Genomic DNA, 16,965 nt, shown 5'->3' with positions numbered 1-16,965 from the left:
TATCATGCGCTCAAGTGGACTGTTTCTCCACTTACGATATGGAGACATTCTCCACTTTGCAAGCCGGGGAGAAAGCATGAGCGATAGTGGGCTGCGCGCCGATGCGGAACGGAACCGCCAACGCATCCTCGTCGCGGCGGAGGAACTCTTCCTGGAACGGGGGGCGAGCGTGTCGCTGGACGAGGTGGCCAAGCGGGCCAAGGTCGGGGCCGGCACGCTCTACCGCCGCTTTCCGACGCGGGAGGCGCTTCTCGCGGCCACCAGCGACGAACGTTTCACGTCGGTCGCGGAAGCGAGCCGCGCTCGGGATGCGGATCATGAGCCGGAGGATGCCCTGCGTCGCTTTATCGAGGAACTCGCGCTGAACACGAGCGTGTATCAGAGCCTCGCCGCTTCGCTCGGGACCGTCATCCAACATGGGACGCCCGGCTGCAACGCGATCACCGAAGAGGGGCATCGCCTTCTCCGACGCGCGAAGGAGGCCGGGGTCGTGCGCGAGGACGCCAGCTTCGACGACGTCGTTTGCGTCGTAAGCGCCATCTCCATCGCGGTCGAAAAGGACAGCAGACCGACGCCGCGTGTTGCCCATCTGGTGGATCTGCTCTTCAACGGTATGCGCGTGCGCTGACGGACTCAGGGATCGGTGCGGTCCGCAGCAAGGGGAAGCGTGCTCCCGCGATCTAAGGGAGCGGTGCCCAAGCCTCCGGCAGTCCATCCGCAAGCGACCCATCACGCATGATCGCGGGTTGGGATGACCGTCCCGAAAGCCGCCATCAAACGACAGGATTAATCGTTCGCTGAACGAGGCCCCCCTGACGTGACCCGTTAAATTTCGGCCACGGTTCGCTAAGGTCCGCCCAACGATGGTTCTGACCGGAACTTTGGCCCACGTGTCATGAGAGTTCTAGGGCTCTTGTGAGTTGATCCACGAACTCGGCCGGGGTCAAGTTTCGAGAGGCTCGCGTGCGGACGGTGGTGGTTGTAGTCCTCCCGCCAGGCCTCGATCCGGACCCTAGCGCCCGCCATGGACAGGAACCAGGAGGCGTTCAGACATTCGCTGCCCAGGCGGGCGTTGAAGGCTTCGATGAAGCCGTTGTCCGTCGGCTTTCCCGGTTTCGAGAAGTCCAGCTCGACCTTGTTCAGATAAGCCCTTTGATCGAGCATCCGACCAGCGAACTCAGGACCGTTGTCCACCCGAATGCTCGCCGGCTTGCCACAATGGGCGACCAGCCGGTCAAGTTCCTCGGCGACCTGATACGCCCGGAAGTTCGTCCTCGCACAGGTCGCGAGAACCTCTCTCGTATGGCAGTCGAGGGTCGGCTCTCTCCTCTCGTCGAGAAATCGCGCCCGAAAATTCTCACGCCGTCCGGACCAGTTTTCCAGGTCAGCGCCACCGGCTCTGAACTATGAGGCCCGCCCCTAAGAGGAGACCGAAGACCTCTTTACGAAGCAAAAGATGCTGAAACATGGACAATTTGCAGCAGCTCGTGCCGCCGCGCCCGCAAAATGCAGCAAGTTAGTTTGCCACAAATGCGTAACACTCAGTCGCGGAACCAAAGCAGTTGGGAATAAAAGCGCCGCACTGGAACGTCCGATACCCACCTTCAAGCAAGAATATCCCATAAGCACCCGATCTCTTTCAAGCAGAAGCCTAGGTATCGGAAGCTGAATTGTCCAACCAATGTCGCGCCGATCCCACTGGCTGCACTGACAAAGGAAAGGTTCGATGACGCTGAACCAACAAACGGACGGCTCGGCGGCGCCGGCGCTTTCAGTTCGCGGCCTGACGATCGATCTGCCCAAGGGCATGGAGCGACGCCACGCCGTCGAGAAGATCGCTTTCGATCTGCAGCAAGGCCAGATCCTCTGCATCGTGGGCGAGTCCGGCTCGGGCAAGTCGGTGACGGCCAACACGATCATGGGCCTTCTGCCCCCTTCGATCCGCGTCTCCTCCGGCGACATCCGGCTCGGCGGGCCGGAAGGCACCTCCATCATCGGCGCATCGGCTGCGACCTTGCGCGGCCTTCGCGGCCGCACGGTCTCGATGATCTTCCAGGACCCGCTCTCGGCGCTCAACCCGCTGATGACGGTGGGGGCGCAGATCACCGAGGTTCTGACAGCCCACGGGGTCGGCACGAAGGACTGGCAGCGACGACGGGTCATCGAGCTCCTGACGGAGGTCAACCTTCCCGATCCGCAGCTCATGTACGATCAGTACCCTTTCCGCCTGTCGGGCGGGCAGCGCCAGCGCGTCATGATCGCGATGGCGCTTGCGCTGGAACCCAAGGTGCTGATCGCCGATGAGCCGACGACGGCGCTCGACGTGACGACGCAGGCTCAGATCCTCCATCTCATCCGAGACATCCAGCGCCGCAAGGGGATGAGCGTCATGTTCATCACCCACGACTTCGGCGTCGTGGCCGAGATCGCCGACAGCGTGATCGTCATGGAAAAGGGCCACATCGTCGAAAAGGGCAGCGCCGAGGCGGTCTTGAAGTCGCCGTCCCATCCCTATACCCGGCGCCTGATCGCCGCCGTGCCGGGGCTGACGGGCAAGGACCGGGCCAGCGCCATGGCCTCCGCACGCGAGCCGATCCTCAAGGTGGAGGGGTTGCAGAAGACCTACCGCAGCGGCAGCCGGCTGTTCGGCAGCCTTCGCGTCGTGCCGGCGGTGCAGGACGTTTCCTTCGAGATCGCGGCCGGGCGCACGCTCGGGATCGTCGGCGAGAGCGGCTCGGGCAAGTCCTCGCTCGGGCGGCTTCTCGTCAAGCTGCAGGACTGCGACGGCGGGCGCATCCTGTTCGAGGGGCAGGACATCGCCGGGCTCGAGGAGGCCGCGTTCCGCTCCCTGCGGCCGAAGATCCAGATGATCTTCCAGGATCCCTTCGCCTCGCTCAACCCGCGATCGACGATCGGCCACATCCTGACCGTCGGCCCCGTCGCGCACGGCACGGCCTATGCGGACGCGCGCGCGGAGGCCAAGGCGCTCCTGTCGCATGTCGGGCTGGATGCCGGCGCCTTCGAGCGCTATCCGCACGAGTTCTCGGGCGGCCAGCGCCAACGCATCGGCATCGCCCGCGCCCTGATGTTCAAGCCCCAGCTCCTCGTCGCGGACGAGGCGGTCTCGGCACTCGACGTGTCGATCCAGGCCCAGATCCTCAAGCTCCTCGATCAGATCCAGCGCGAGACGGGCGTCTCGATGATCTTCATCACCCACGACCTGCGCGTCGCCAGCCAGATCTGCGACGAGATCGCCGTGATGCAGAAGGGCCGCGTCGTCGAGCAGGGTCCGCCCTCGCAGATCTTCCTCGATCCCCGTTCGGCCTACACGCGCGAACTCGTGGCCGCCATTCCGGGCGAGAAGCCGGCGGACAGCCGGCCCGCCGTCCTGAACTGACGGCCCGAGCGCACCCGCCCGACACCCGAAACCTGCAACGCAACCTGGAATGGAGACGACGTCATGACGGACACGACCACCCCGAAGTCGGGCCTTTCGCGCCGCGAAGCCCTGCGCCTGATGGCGGCGAGCGGGCTTGCCGCCTTCGTCGCCCCCCAGTTCCTGGGCGGCGCCGCCTTCGCTCAAGGGAGCGAGGCGCCCAAGGGCCGTGTGGTCGTCGGCATGTCGCAGGAACCGACGGTCTTCAATCCGCTGATGGTCCATGCCGAAGTGGACGACGCGGTCGCGTTCTCGGTCTTCGACGCCCTGTTCCGCATCGACGCGCAGGGCACGATCCAGCCCAACCTCGCCGCCGAGGTGCCGACCCTCGAGAACGGCGGCATCTCCGCCGACGGCCTGAACTGGCGGATCAAGCTGCGCGACGGCGTGACCTGGCACGACGGCACGCCGTTCACCGCCGAGGACGTGAGGTACACGATCGAGCTGATCGTCGATCCGAAGTTCCGCGCCTGGCGCACGGGCGGGCACGCGCTGGTCCGTGACATCAACGTGGTCTCGCCGACCGAGATCACCTGGCGCATGGAAAGCCCCTTCGCGCCCTATCTCGCCTTCCTCGCCGAAACCTTCATCGTGCCGAAGCACATCCTGGAGAAGGAGGCCGACGTGAACGCGGCGGCCTTCAACCAGGCGCCCGTGGGCACCGGCGCCTTCAAGTGGAGCCAGCGCGTGGCGGGCGACCGCGTCGAGCTCGTCGCCAACAAGGACTATTTCGGCGAAGGGCCGTTCATCGAGCAGCTCGTCTTCAAGTACATCCCCGACATGACGGTGCTCTACACCCAGTTCCAGAGCGGCGACGTCGATCTGGTGGATCAGGCCTACATCACGGCCGACCACTACGAGGAGGCCAAGACGCTGGCCGACCGCGTGGTCGAGACCGAAACCGGGTCCTCGATCGAGGGCATCTTCTTCAACCTCGAGCGGCCCCAGTTCAAGGACCCGGCGGTGCGCAAGGCGCTTTACGCCGCGCTCGACCGGCAGTCGATCATCGACGGAATCTACTACGGCGTCCCGTCGGTCACCGAGACCTTCATGCCGCCGCAGTCCCCCTACTACGACCCGAACCTGCCGGTTCAGGCCTTCGACCTCGAAGCGGCCCGCAAGATGCTCGACGACGCGGGCTGGGTGCCGGGCTCGGACGGAATCCGTGCCAAGGACGGCGTGCGCCTGTCCTTCGCCAACTCCACCACGGCGGGCAACCATCTGCGCGAGCAGGTTCAGCAGTACATCCAGCAGATCTATCGCGACCTCGGCGTGGAGATGACCATCTCCAACCTGCCGGCCGCGGTGATGTGGGGCGATTTCTGGGTCAAGTCGCAGTTCGACACCGCCATCTCGGGCGTCAACTTCCTGATCGCCTCCGACCCGGACGTCACCAACCGCTTCGCCTCCACCTCCAGCGTCGCGAAGGGCGGCAAGGGGTCGAACGTGATGCAGTACGCGAACCCGAAGGTGGACGAGCTCCTGGCCAAGGGGCGCGGCACCTTCGATATCGACGAACGCAAGGCGGTCTATCAGGAGGTGCAGCAGATCGTTCGCGAGGACCTGCCCTTCATGCCGCTGTTCGTGAACACGAACGTCATGGGCCACAAAGCGGGTCTGGAGGGCTTCGTCTTCAACCCCAACACGCGCACGGCGTCCTCGCACGCCGCGGTCTGGCGCTGGAAGGCCTGATCGTCTCCGCCGCCCTCCGCCGCCCGCCGGCGGAGGGCACCGCCTCCGGCCTCCACCCGAAGGGCATGAGCTGAATGCACGGCTTCCTCCTCAAACGGCTTTTCCAGAGCCTCGTCCTTTTGCTGATCGTCTCGGTGATCGGCTTCGTGGTGCTGAACCTTCTGCCCGGGGGTCCGCTGGCGCAGTTCGGCCTCGACTCGAGCATGACGCAGGAGGACCTCGCACGCCTCAGCGAGCAGCTCGGCCTGAACCGCCCGCTCTACGTGCAATATGCCGAATGGGCCTGGCGGCTCGTGCAGGGCGACTGGGGCGTGTCGTTCCGCGACGGGAACCCCGTTCTCGAGGTGATCGGCCGCCACCTCTGGGCGACCTTCCTCCTGATGGGCTCGTCCACCGTCATCGCCGTGGCCCTCGGCGCCTGGATCGGCATCCGCAGCGCGACGCATCGCGGCTCGGTCTTCGACACGATCTCAACGGTCGGCGCCATGGTGGCCCTGTCGATCCCGACCTTCTGGTTCGGTCTCGTCGGCATCTACGTCTTCTCGCTGAAGCTCGGCTGGCTGCCGGCCGGCAACATGTACACGATCGGCGACGAGACGGTGCTGGACTATCTCCACCACCTCATCCTGCCGAGCGTCGTGCTCGCCCTCGTCCATGTCGCCGTCTGGAGCCGCTACATGCGCTCGGCGACGCTCGACGTCATCAACCAGGACTTCGTCAAGACGGCCCGCGCCAAGGGCCTGTCCGAGCGGCGCATCCTGATGAAGCACGTCGTCGGCAACGCGCTCCTGCCCATGGTGACCCTCGCCGGCATCCAGCTTCCCAGCGTGCTGACGGGCGCGCTCGTCACCGAGACGGTGTTCACCTGGCCGGGCATGGGGCGTCTCTTTCTCGATAGCCTCGGCTACAGCGACTATCCCGTGGTGATGGGCCTCCTGATGTTCTCGGCGATCCTCGTCATCGTCAGCAATCTTCTCGCGGACATCGCGGTCGCCCTGATCGACCCCCGCATCCGGTTGGCCTGAGCCATGTCCTTCATCGTTCGAGACAGGGAGTCAGCCGCCATGACCACCGTCGCCCTCCCCCATCCCCTCCGAGAGCGCTGGTGGCGCAGCCGCACGGCCCGTCGCTTCCGGCGCAACAACCTCGCCCTGTTCGGGGTGGCGATGATCGCGATGCTGGTTCTGGCCTGTGCCGTCGGCCCTTATCTCCTGCCCTACACCTCGCTGAACATCGATCTGCGCGCGCGCTTCGCGCCGCCCTTCACCGGCCAGCACTATCTCGGCACCGATCCGCTCGGGCGCGACATCGCCGCCCGTCTCTTCGAGGCCGGGCGCATCTCGCTGGCCGTCGGCTTCTCGGCCATGCTCCTGTCCACGATCATCGGAACGCTGGTCGGCGTCGTCGCGGGCTATCGCGGCGGCTGGGTGGGCACGGTGCTCATGCGCACGGTGGACGGGTTCCTGTCCTTTCCCTCGATCTTCCTGGTGCTGGCGCTCGCGGCGGCGCTCAAGCCCAGCGCCACGATGATCACGGTCGTCATCGCGCTGACGAGCTGGATGGAGGTCGCGCGCATCGTCGAGACCGAAGTGCGCTCCTTGCGCGAGCGCGAGTTCGTGCTGGCCGGCCGCATGCTCGGCCTCAGCGGCGCGCACATCATGTTCCGCGAGATCCTGCCGAACGCCATCGGGCCGATCATCGTGGCCGCGACCCTGACCGTCGCGCGCGCCATCCTGATGGAAGCCTATATCAGCTTCCTCGGCTACGGCATCCAGCCGCCGCTTCCCTCCTGGGGCAACATGCTGAACGGCGCGCAGCAATATCTCGGCAGCGCCCCCTGGCTCGCCATCATTCCCGGCGCGGCCATCACCATCGCGGTCGCCAGCTTCAACTTCATCGGCGACGGACTGCGCGACGCCTTCGACGTGCGCGCCGACCACAAGTAGGGCCGAGGACATCCGAGGCGGTCGTCCCGTCGCGGCCGCCTCGCCAGAAAAGACAGCCGCCCCTCGCGGCGCATCATACCCGAGAGACAGACAGGCCATGCGCATCGTCGTGAACCGTATCCAGGACAGCCCCGCGTTTCCCGGGAAGGTGGACGTGGTCGTGATCGGGGCCGGCATCGTCGGCACTTCCACCGCCTACGAACTGACCCGCAAGGGTCTGTCCGTCGCCCTGATCGAGAAGGGCATCGTGGCGGGCGAGCAGTCCGGGCGCAACTGGGGCTGGGTGCGCCAGCAGAACCGCGACCTACACGAACTCCCGCTTGCCATGTACAGCCTTCGGCGCTGGGGAGAACTGGGCGAGGAGATCGGCGCCGACCTCGGCTTCCGCCGTACCGGCTGTCTCTACGTGACCAAGGACGAAGCCGAACTCGCAAAATGGGAAGCATGGAGCGCGAAGGCCCGCGCCATGGGCTTCACCAACGAGAGCCTGACGAAGGCGCAGGCGCTCGAGCGCATGAAGGGCAGCACCAGCGCCTGGATCGGCGGCCTCTGGTCGCCGACCGACGGGCGCGGCGAGCCCGGCATGGCCGCCCCTGCCATTGCGCAAGGCGCGCAGGCGCTCGGTGCCTCGCTCCACCAGAACTGCGCCGTGCGCGGCCTCGACATCGCCAACGGACAGGTGACGGGCGTGTGGACCGAGCGCGGCCTGATCCGCGCCGACGCCGCCGTGCTGGCGGGCGGCGCCTGGAGCTCGCGCTTCCTGCGTCGCCACGGGATCGATCTGCCCGTGGCCAACATCGAGGGTACCGCGCTTCGCACCACGCCGGCCCCGGAGGTCGTCGAGGCGGGCTGCGTGACGGGCGCCGGCTATGCGCTGCGCCGCCGCCTCGACGGCGGCTACACGATCTCCGTGCCGGGCCACGGCGTCGTCAATCTCGCGCCACAGGGCATCCGCTACGCCGCCAAGTTCCGCGAGATGATGAAGGCCAAGATCGCCAAGAAGCTCAAGTACAGGCTGAACGGCCAGTTCTTCAACGGACCCGACGCCTGGGGCACGTGGGACTTCGACAAGACCTCGCCCTTCGAGCGGATCCGCATCATGGACCCCGTGCCCCAGCAGGACTTGGTGGACGAAGCGATCCGAGCCCTCGTCGCCGACTTTCCCGTCTTCAAGGGCATCGGCGTCGCGGGGGCCTGGGCCGGGCTGATCGACACCTCGCCCGATCTCGTACCGGTGATCGGCAATCCGGCCGGGCTGCGCGGCCTGACGATCGCCACCGGCTTCAGCGGCCACGGTTTCGCGCTGGGGCCGGGCGCCGGGCGGTTGGCAAGCGAGCTGGCGACCAACGACACGCCCTTCGTCGAGATCGATGCCTTCCGCCTCGGCCGCTTCTCGGACGGCTCGGCTATCAAGCGGCCGGAGATGATGTAGATCGACGTCGGGAGGACATCGCCGTGACGGCGAGGAAAGGGCGGGACGATCCCCTGACGACCGGAGGACCGCTTCCAGCCCAGCCGGCCCGAGGCCGTGTCGCGAGGGCGACGCGAAGACTGGTATCCGGAGGCATGCCGGGGATGCAGCGCCCAACCTCTCGTGCGGCGGGGGCACTCGGATATAGGCTGCCCCGATGACGGACCGGCCCGTTCCGGCACGCCAAGCCCGCCATGCATCGGATTCGAACCGGGCCACCTAACGGGGGCAGGCCAGGTCCCGCTCCCCTCAGGAGCCCGCCTTCGCGAACTCCTTGCGGTGATCTCGGACGAAGTCCGCGAAGCTATGTGGTCGCTGGCCCGTGAGGCGTTCGATCTCGAAGGTGGGGTCGATGTCGTGATGACCGGCGACGACGTCCGCGAACTGCACGACCAGACCCTTTGTCATCCACCGTGAGTTGCCCGTCAGCCGGAGCAGTAGGCGAAAAAGCGGCTTCGGCAGGTTCAGGTAGCGGACCTTGTGCTTCAAGACCTCCGATAGGCGCTTGGCCGCCTCTCTCATGTCCAGGGTCTCAGGCCCCGTCAGGAAATAGGTCGCTCCCCGATGACCGTCCTGGGAGAGAACCGTCGCGGCGACACGCGCCACATCGCGCGTATCGACCCAGGAGACCGACCCCGTCCCCGCCACCTGCGGAAGGAAGCCCTTCGAGACCGGGTCCTTGAACCACAGGAAGTTCTGCATGAAGGCGGTGGGCTTGAGGATCGTCCAACCGACGCCGGCCGAACGCAGATGGTGATCGATGAGCGCATGCGTTCGGGCCCATGGCACGGGAGAGCGCACGTTGCCGTCGGAGGCCGAGATTTTCACGATCCGGCCCACACCCGCGCGCTTGGCAGCGTCGATGGCAGCCGTTTCCTGAGCGAACTGGTCAGGCGTCGGCGGCGTGACGAGGAACATCACGTCGCAGTCCCGCATCGCATCCGTCAGCGTTTCGGGCTTGTCGAAGTCACCGAGGACAGCGTCCATGCCGTTCCGCCTGAAGCTTTCGACCTGTTCGGGTTTTCGGGCCATCGCCCGGAACGGCGTTCCGGACGCCTGGAGCAGCCGACAGACTTCACCGCCGATACCGCCGGTGGCGCCAGATACCAGAATCATGTTGGTCGGTCCTTCTCGGTTGTTGGATCAGTGGTCGTCCGGGCCGTCCAGCCGGTCCGAGATGACGCCCACCATCGCCCGGATGGTCGCCGTTGCCTCTCGGATGCGCGCCACGCCAATCTCATCCACGATTGCCTGATCGAGCGGTGCAACCGCTCGTTCGGCGCCAAGGAGAGCGTCGGATCCTGCGGAGGTCAGAACGACGAGCTTTGCCCGGCGGTGGTGCGGATTCGGCTTGAACTCGACCAAGCCCTGCTCGGCGAGGAGGTCGACGATGCGTTGGACCGCCTGCCGTGTCAGCCCCATGTTGCGAGCGATCGAGGCGACTGCGAGCGGAACTGGCGAGTATCGAAGTGCGGCAAGAACCTGCCACCACGCGCTGGTGAGACCCAGATGGGCGACAAGGTCATTGCCTGCACTGACCAAACGGCCATTGGCTTCGAAGATCGATAACGCGAACTCGCGCACGTCGGGATCGAGGTCGGCCATTTCCGCAATAGACTTTCAATTTGACAGCCTGTTGTCGATAATTGGCGAGGTCCCGGATGGTTCCGCTCGGCGTTGCCGAGCCGAGCACGGGGCGCCCGTCCGCCTTGACCTCCTCAAACTGAGGAAATGCGCTCGAGAGCGGATGGAAGTCCGTTTCGGCAGGAACAGTGGAAGGGCCATTCCTGCGATCGAAAACGAAACTTCGAACGATGATGCCGGGAGTTTTTCAACTGCGGCAGAATCTTCGGCGCCGCCTGGATCACGCTGGAAGCTGAGAAGCGGCCATGCGCGGCGGCTGACGAAGTACGAGCTCCGATCTTGATCCAACGAACGGCCAGTGATTGCTCTCGCGGCGAAACAGCCGAAGAACCGATAAGGCCCGAATTGTCGGTGGCCCCCAACTCGCTGAGCGTTCGCCCCGTGCCCACGCGTCACACAGGGAGCGGCCGGACCGACGTCCGCCGTACCTGTCGCGACGCACCGTCATGCTCGGCGCCGCATCCCACCCGCCATTCCCGCCCTTTCGGCAAGCCTCGGGTTGCCGCCGGCGGCCGGCGCCTGCAACCGTTTGAAGGACTGCGTTCCATGATCGACCCTATCTCGCACCTCCAAGGTTCGGGACACCTCGGGCACTTCTTCATCGACGGCGCTTGGTGCCCCCCGGCGGGCCGGCAGAGCGTCCCGGTGATCGATCCCGCCTCGGAAGCATCGATCGCGGACCTGCCGCTCGGCGATCGGACGGATGTCGACCGGGCCGTTGCGGCGGCTCGTCGCGCTTTCGCCCCATGGTCGCGCACGAGCTTGAGCGAACGCTCCGAACTGCTCGGCCGCGTTCATACGCTCGTGCTCGAGCGGCTGGATCTTCTCTCGCATGCGATCCGTCTGGAGATGGGGGCGGCCATCACCTATGCGCGGGAGGCACAAGTTCCGCTGGCAGCGGCGCATGTGCGCGTGGCGGCCGACAATCTCGCGACCTTCCCCTTCGTCTCGAAGCGGGGAACCACGGCGATCCTGAAGGAGCCGATCGGCGTCTGCGCGCTGATCACACCTTGGAACTGGCCCCTCTATCAGATCACCGCCAAGGTCGCCCCGGCGCTGGCAGCCGGCTGCACGGTGGTTCTGAAGCCGAGCGAGCTTTCTCCGCTGAGCGCTCTTCTCTTCGCGGAGATCATGGAGGAAGCCGGTTGCCCGCCGGGCGTCTTCAACCTCGTTCATGGTTCGGGTCCCGTGGTCGGCGAAGCCCTCGCAGCGCACGAGGACGTCGACATGATCTCGATCACCGGGTCGACGCGGGCGGGCGTCATGGTGGCGCAGGCAGCCGCACCGACGGTCAAGCGGATCGCGCAGGAACTTGGCGGCAAATCGCCGAACATCGTCCTGGCCGACGCCGATCTCGCCCGCTGCATCCCGCTTGGCGTCGCGGCGGCCATGCGCAACCTCGGCCAGTCCTGCAGCGCGCCGACCCGCATGCTGGTGCCGCGCGCACGGCTCGCCGAAGTCGAGGCGCTGGCGGCCCGAACGGCCGAGAGCTTCCGCGTCGGCGACCCTTCGGACGCGCAAGTGACCCATGGCCCCATCGCGAACCGGGCACAGTTCGACCGCGTCCAGACCATGATCGAGACCGGCATCGCGGAAGGCGCCAAGCTCGTCACTGGCGGGCCGGGGCGTCCGGACGGTCGGGACGCCGGGCTGTTCGCGCGGCCGACCGTCTTCTCGGACGTGCATCCCGACATGGCGATCGCAAGGGAGGAGATCTTCGGTCCGGTCCTTGTCATTCTGCCCTACGACAGCCTTGAGGAGGCGATCGAGATCGCAAACGACACGATCTACGGTCTCGGCGCGCATGTGCATGGCGCCGATCTCGATCAGGCGCGCTTCGTCGCCTCTCGGATCCGCGCGGGGCAGGTCCACATCAATGCGCCGGCCTGGGACCCCCAGGCACCTTTCGGCGGCTACAAGCGATCCGGCAACGGGCGCGAGTACGGCCCTGAAGGGATGGAAGAATATCTCGAAACCAAGGCCGTCCTCGGCTTCTTTCCCAATCCGGCCTGACGAGGGCTTGGGTCCATGGTCATGCCTGTCTCGGTAAATGGACCCCACCGGTTCCTTTCGTGGAAAGAGCCCCTCGCATCCGTGCGGGAAGCGCCGAGATCGCCGGCCCCAGCGGAGACCTGGCCGAACGCCGGGTACGCTGAAACTCGGCCGATGTCTTGATCGGTCGAGGATCGGGGCGCGATCGAAGGCTCACCCCGTGACCGCCTTAACCCAGACACGATGGCTTACGCCCCTTGTGTCAGGATTTCCCTGCTCGGGATGCGATCCGTCCGGCATGACCACCGTTCGGCGCCGAGAAATCTAGGGGGTGCGAGAGATGGGGACGCGTCCCCGGCGCATCGGCATGCCGTTCACATCCGCAGGATATGTCGAACCGTCCGGCCCGCCGCGAGCGCCTCGAACCCCTCGTTGATGTCGTCGAGCGTGCCGGTACTGGTGATCAGCTTGTCGACCGGCAAACGCCCCGTTCGATAGAGCGCGATGAAGCGGGGAATGTCTCGCGATGGAATGCAGCTTCCGACGTAGGATCCCTTGAGGGTCCGCTCCTCCGCGACGAGGCGCAGCGGCGACAGGGCCATCGTAGCCGAAGGAGGGGCGAGGCCGGCGGTGACGGTGGAGCCCCCGCGACGGGCGAGCGAGAAGGCGAGTTCCAGAGCCCGTGCCGAGCCGGCCAGCTCGATCGCATGGTCGACACCGCCGCCGGTCAACGTCCGCACGGCCTCGACGCTTTGCGGATCGGCCGCGTCGAAGGCGTCGGTCGCGCCCAGCTCACGGGCGAGCGCCAGCTTTTCCGGCGACAGGTCGAGGGCGACGACACGCGCGGCGCCCGCCGCGCGCGCGCCCATCAGCGCGGCGAGCCCGACGCCCCCGAGCCCGACGATCGCGACGCTCTCGCCGGCCCTCACGCCCGCCGTATTGATGACGGCGCCGACGCCCGTCAGCACCGCGCAGCCGAAGAGGGCGGCGATCTCGAACGGGATGTCCTTGTCGATACGCACCAGGGAGCGGCGCGACAGGACGGCGCGCTCGGCGAAGGCCGAGACGCCGATATGGTGGTGGACCGGCTCGCCGTGCCAGCGCAGGCGCCGCGCACCCGACAGGAGGGTGCCCTGCCCGTTGGCCGCTCCGCCCGGCTCGCAGAGCGCCGGCCGGCCCTCCGCGCAGGGGCTGCAATGGCCGCAGGAGGGCACGAAGACCATCACGACATGGTCGCCGGGGCCCAAATCCTCGACGCCCGGTCCGACCGCCTCCACCTCGCCCGCCGCCTCGTGGCCGAGCACCATGGGCACGGGGCGAAGGCGCGCGCCGTCGATGACCGACAGGTCGGAATGGCAGAGCCCGGCGGCCCGCACCCGGACCAGGACCTCGCCGTGACCCGGCGCGTCGAGCTCCACCGTTTCGATCGACAGCGGCCGCGTCCGGTCGAACGGGCGCTCGACCGGGGAGGCCTGCAGAAGCGCGGCGCGGGTGGACAGGCTCATGGCAGGAGGCCCGCCGTGGCAAAGCCCCCATCCACCGCCAGGATCTGGCCCGTCACGTAGGAGGAAGCGCGGGGATCGACGAGGAAACCGATCGTGCCGGCGATCTCCTCCGGCTGGCCGTAGCGGCGCATAGCGACCCGGTTGAGCCAGCGCTCGCGCGTTCCCGCGTCGTGGAACTCGCGCACCATGGCGGTCTCGATCGGTCCGGGCGACACGGCGTTGACGCGCACGCCCGCGGGCGCCAGCTCCACCGCCATGATCTTGGTCAGCGTGATGAGCGCGCCCTTCGACGCGCCATAGGCCGAGCGCCCGGCATTGCCGACCATGCCCGACACCGAGGCGACGTTGACGACCGAGCCCTCGCCCGCTTCCAGCGCCGGCAGGAGCGCCTTGGCCAGCGCGAAGGCGGCGATGACGTTGATCTCGTAGATGCGCCGGAACATGTCCGGGGTCGTGTCGCGGAAGCTCGTGTTGAAGCCGACGCCCGCGCTGTTGACGAGGCCGGCGACGGGCCGCCCCCCGAGGCCGGCGACGAAGGCGGCGATGGCCGCCTCGTCCGTCAGGTCGATCGGGTGGACGGACAGGGCCTCGTCGCCGAGCCGCTCCGCCAAGGTGTCCAGCCCCGCCGCGTCGCGGTCGAGCGCGGTGACGGGCCAGCCTTCGGCCAGAAAGCGCTCCACGGTGGCGAGGCCGATGCCCGACGCCGCCCCGGTGACGATCACGAGGTTCCTGGTCATTCCATGTCTCCCAAAGCTTCCACGACGATCTCGAAGGTCACGCCGACCGGGTTGTCGTCCCGCGCGAACGTGCCTTCGCCGACCGCGCCGTCGACGTCCACGACCACCGCCGGCAGGTCCACCCGGCCGTCCGCCACCCGGCGGCCATTCGAGAAAAAGATCTCCGTCGCCGCGCAATCGACGCGCGCGCCGTCCGCAAAGCGCACGCCGTCGACGCTGCCGATCCCGTGGATGCGCGCGCGGCCGATGCCGGCCGCCTCGCAAGCGCGCTCCACCGCCGTCACCACGTCCTCGCCGGGCAGAAGGCGCAGGAGGAGGCCGTCCGGCCGCTCGGGCGCGGCATCGGCCACCGGCGTGAACAGCGAGAAGGCGGTCTCCAAGTCGGGCAGGCGCTCGAAGGCTGCGCCGTCGGCTACGAGGCCGCGAAACGGGATCGCCTCGTCCACCACGCATTCGCCCGGCAGCATGTGGCCGGCCTCGGGCATCCCGGCGCCGGCCTGCCAGCGCCCGTGGCAATGCAGGAAGGGCCGGCCGTTCTCCAGGCCGACGATGGCGACAGCCTCCTCGATCTCCGCACCGTCCGGCGCCTCGAACGTGTCGCTGTACCAGGCGGCGTGAACGCCGTCCGTACTCCAGGCCGGAATGACGTAGCGATAGGGCCGGCAGCGTCCGCCTTGGAGCGTCAGGACGCCGCTCGCGCCGCCCGCCTCAGCGAACACGCGCGCGACCTCGGCGAGCACCGTGAAGCCGGGCCGCAGTTCGCCCTCAATGGCGCGTAGGCGCACCGGGGCGGCCGCGACGCGCGCGGGCGCGACGGGGCCTGGATGGCGCAGCGTGCGGCGCACGGGCGCGTCCATCAGCTCGCCTTCCGGAGCGCCGGATCGCTCGTCTCGCCGCGCCGCTCCAGCTCCTCGCGCACGAGCTTCTTGGTGATCTTGCCATAGGCGGATTTCGGCAGCGCCTCCCAAAAGGTGACGCGCTTTGGCATCTTGTAGCGGCTGAGCTTGCCGTCGAGAAAGGCGAGGAGCGCCGCCTCGTCCACCGTCTGCCCTTCCGCCAGAACGCAGACGGCGATGCCGACCTCGCCCCACATCGGATCGGGGAGGCCCAGAACGGCCACCTCGCTCACGGCGGGATGGGTGAGGATCTTCTCCTCGATCTCGCGCGGATAGACATTGGAGCCGCCCGAGATGTACATGTCCGACGACCGGCCGGTGATGTAGACGAAGCCCTCGGCGTCGCGGTGGCCGAGATCGCCGGTGCGGAACCAGCCGTCGCGGAAGGCCTTCGCGTTGGCCTCCGGGTTGTCGTAGTAGCCGGCGAAGACCGCCGGGCCGATCACGCAGATCTCGCCGGTCTCGAACGGCGCCAGCTCGCGGCCCGTCTCGTCCTGGATCTGCACCTCCATGCCCGTCCGCTCGAAGCCGCAAGTGCCGATCCGCACGCCCTCCGCGTCCTCGGCCGCATGGAGCGCGGGCGGGAGGACGGTGATGGCGCCCGTCACCTCGCCGAGCCCGAAATACTGGACGAGCTTGGGGCCGAGAACCTTCAGCGCCCGCTTCTGGTCCTCGCGATACATCGGCGCGCCGGCATAGATCACGTAGCGCAGCGAGGAATGGTCGTGGGCCGCGGCGGCGGGATGCTCGACCATGAGCTTCAGGATGGTAGGCACGGTGAAGAGGTTGGTGACGCGCCAGCGCTCGATGAGCGCGAACGCGGCGTCGATGTCGAAGCGCTCGGTCGGGAGCAAGATCGTCTTGGCGCCGCGCGCCACCTGCATCAGGTGGTGGACGCCCGCCCCGTGCGAGAGCGGCGCGACCACCAGCGAGGAGTCGGCCGACGTCGTGCCCGGCATCAGGTCGCAGAGATGGTTGTTGACCACGAAGGCCATCTGCCCGTGCGTCAGCACCGCGGCCTTCGGCCGGCCGGTGGTGCCGGAGGTGAAGAAGAACCAGGCGGGGTCGTCGTATTCCACCGGCTCGGGCGCGGCCGTCGTCCCCGCATGTTCGGCGATCACGGCATCAACGGAGGGGCCGAACGGCGCCTCGCCGATCGCCAGCGTGAAGGCAAGGCCCGGCATCGCGGCGCGCACGGCCTCGGCATGGGCGGGGAAGCTCGCGTTGCACACAAGGCCGCTCGCTCCGCTCGACTGGGCGGCCTGCGCGACCTCCTCCGGCGTCTGCCGGAAGTTCGCCGGCACATAGACGGCGCCGACGCGGAAGCACGCGAACATGACCTCCGACATCTGGTTGCAGTTCTGCGATTGGACGAGGATGCGGTCGCCCTTCTTCACGCCGAAGCGCCCGCGCAGCGCGCCGGCCAGCGCGTCGATGCGCGCGTCGAACTCGGCCCAGCTCCAGGTCCGCTCGCCCCAGACGAGGGCGACGGCGTCGGGCTCGCGCCGAGCGGCCTGGGTGACGAAGCGCGAAAGATTCATGACGCGGCGCGAAACCGGGGCGACGCCGCCCCTCGGGTGGATCGTGTGCATGGTCGGCCTCAGCGCGTGCGTTCGAGGATCGAGACGTAGTTGGCGACGGCGGCG

13 protein-coding genes and 1 pseudogene are annotated in these 16,965 nt (G+C 67.5%); 7 read left to right on the top strand and 7 right to left on the bottom strand.

What is annotated here, in order from left to right:
- Positions 1-4 precede the first annotated feature (4 nt).
- Complete coding sequence (locus O5O54_RS20230; protein WP_347814900.1) at positions 5-628, top strand: helix-turn-helix domain-containing protein; 624 nt, start codon at positions 5-7, stop codon at positions 626-628.
- Positions 629-893: 265 nt separating this feature from the next.
- Here the strand turns inward: O5O54_RS20230 and O5O54_RS20225 are convergent.
- Positions 894-1,314: pseudogene (locus O5O54_RS20225) on the bottom strand (integrase core domain-containing protein); the annotation flags it as partial.
- A 412-nt stretch (positions 1,315-1,726) separates the two neighbouring features.
- On the opposite strand from O5O54_RS20225, the gene O5O54_RS20220 reads away from it, so the two are divergent.
- From O5O54_RS20220 to O5O54_RS20200, 5 genes are all read left to right on the top strand, one after another.
- Positions 1,727-3,397, top strand: a complete 1,671-nt coding sequence (locus O5O54_RS20220) for an ABC transporter ATP-binding protein (protein WP_279483664.1) — start codon at positions 1,727-1,729, stop codon at positions 3,395-3,397.
- Positions 3,398-3,460: 63 nt separating this feature from the next.
- Positions 3,461-5,128 (top strand): peptide ABC transporter substrate-binding protein, encoded by a 1,668-nt coding sequence (locus O5O54_RS20215; protein WP_279483663.1) that lies wholly within the window; start codon positions 3,461-3,463, stop codon positions 5,126-5,128.
- 74 nt (positions 5,129-5,202) lie between these two features.
- On the top strand, positions 5,203-6,153 hold the full coding sequence (locus O5O54_RS20210; protein ID WP_279483662.1) for an ABC transporter permease: 951 nt from the start codon (positions 5,203-5,205) through the stop codon (positions 6,151-6,153).
- Positions 6,154-6,192: 39 nt separating this feature from the next.
- Positions 6,193-7,074 (top strand): ABC transporter permease, encoded by an 882-nt coding sequence (locus O5O54_RS20205; protein WP_279483661.1) that lies wholly within the window; start codon positions 6,193-6,195, stop codon positions 7,072-7,074.
- 97 nt (positions 7,075-7,171) lie between these two features.
- Positions 7,172-8,506 (top strand): FAD-binding oxidoreductase, encoded by a 1,335-nt coding sequence (locus tag O5O54_RS20200; RefSeq protein WP_279483660.1) that lies wholly within the window; start codon positions 7,172-7,174, stop codon positions 8,504-8,506.
- Between the two features lie 288 nt (positions 8,507-8,794).
- On the opposite strand, the gene O5O54_RS20195 is transcribed toward O5O54_RS20200, so the two are convergent.
- Both O5O54_RS20195 and O5O54_RS20190 read right to left on the bottom strand, forming a co-directional pair.
- Entirely contained in the window at positions 8,795-9,661 is an 867-nt protein-coding gene (locus O5O54_RS20195) for an SDR family oxidoreductase (RefSeq protein WP_279483659.1), read from the bottom strand.
- 27 nt (positions 9,662-9,688) lie between these two features.
- Positions 9,689-10,150 (bottom strand): helix-turn-helix domain-containing protein, encoded by a 462-nt coding sequence (locus O5O54_RS20190; protein ID WP_279483658.1) that lies wholly within the window; start codon positions 10,148-10,150, stop codon positions 9,689-9,691.
- A 585-nt stretch (positions 10,151-10,735) separates the two neighbouring features.
- On the opposite strand from O5O54_RS20190, the gene O5O54_RS20185 reads away from it, so the two are divergent.
- Positions 10,736-12,202, top strand: coding sequence for an aldehyde dehydrogenase family protein (locus O5O54_RS20185; RefSeq protein ID WP_279483657.1), 1,467 nt, complete (start codon positions 10,736-10,738; stop codon positions 12,200-12,202).
- Positions 12,203-12,555: 353 nt separating this feature from the next.
- On the opposite strand, the gene O5O54_RS20180 is transcribed toward O5O54_RS20185, so the two are convergent.
- From O5O54_RS20180 to O5O54_RS20165, 4 genes are read right to left on the bottom strand one after another with little or no spacing between them, the layout of a single operon-like run.
- Positions 12,556-13,680 carry a zinc-dependent alcohol dehydrogenase family protein gene (locus O5O54_RS20180; protein WP_279483685.1) on the bottom strand — a complete coding sequence of 375 codons (1,125 nt, stop codon included), beginning with the start codon at positions 13,678-13,680 and terminating at the stop codon, positions 12,556-12,558.
- A 2-nt stretch (positions 13,681-13,682) separates the two neighbouring features.
- Positions 13,683-14,423, bottom strand: coding sequence for an SDR family NAD(P)-dependent oxidoreductase (locus O5O54_RS20175; protein ID WP_279483656.1), 741 nt, complete (start codon positions 14,421-14,423; stop codon positions 13,683-13,685).
- The gene (locus tag O5O54_RS20170; RefSeq protein WP_279483655.1) at positions 14,420-15,280 is read right to left on the bottom strand and encodes a PCC domain-containing protein; all 861 of its coding nucleotides are present in this window, start codon (positions 15,278-15,280) and stop codon (positions 14,420-14,422) included. Before O5O54_RS20170 ends, O5O54_RS20175 begins: the two co-directional genes overlap by 4 nt.
- The gene (locus tag O5O54_RS20165) at positions 15,280-16,911 is read right to left on the bottom strand and encodes an acyl-CoA synthetase (RefSeq protein WP_279483654.1); all 1,632 of its coding nucleotides are present in this window, start codon (positions 16,909-16,911) and stop codon (positions 15,280-15,282) included. The genes O5O54_RS20170 and O5O54_RS20165 overlap by 1 nt, the downstream gene beginning before the upstream one ends.
- Between the last annotated feature and the right edge of the window lie 54 nt (positions 16,912-16,965).

This window comes from Aureimonas sp. SK2 (genome assembly GCF_029813115.1).
Classification (GTDB): domain Bacteria; phylum Pseudomonadota; class Alphaproteobacteria; order Rhizobiales; family Rhizobiaceae; genus Aureimonas.
The sequence above is the reverse complement of the archived record's forward strand: the minus strand, read 5'-3'. Positions and strand labels throughout refer to the sequence as shown.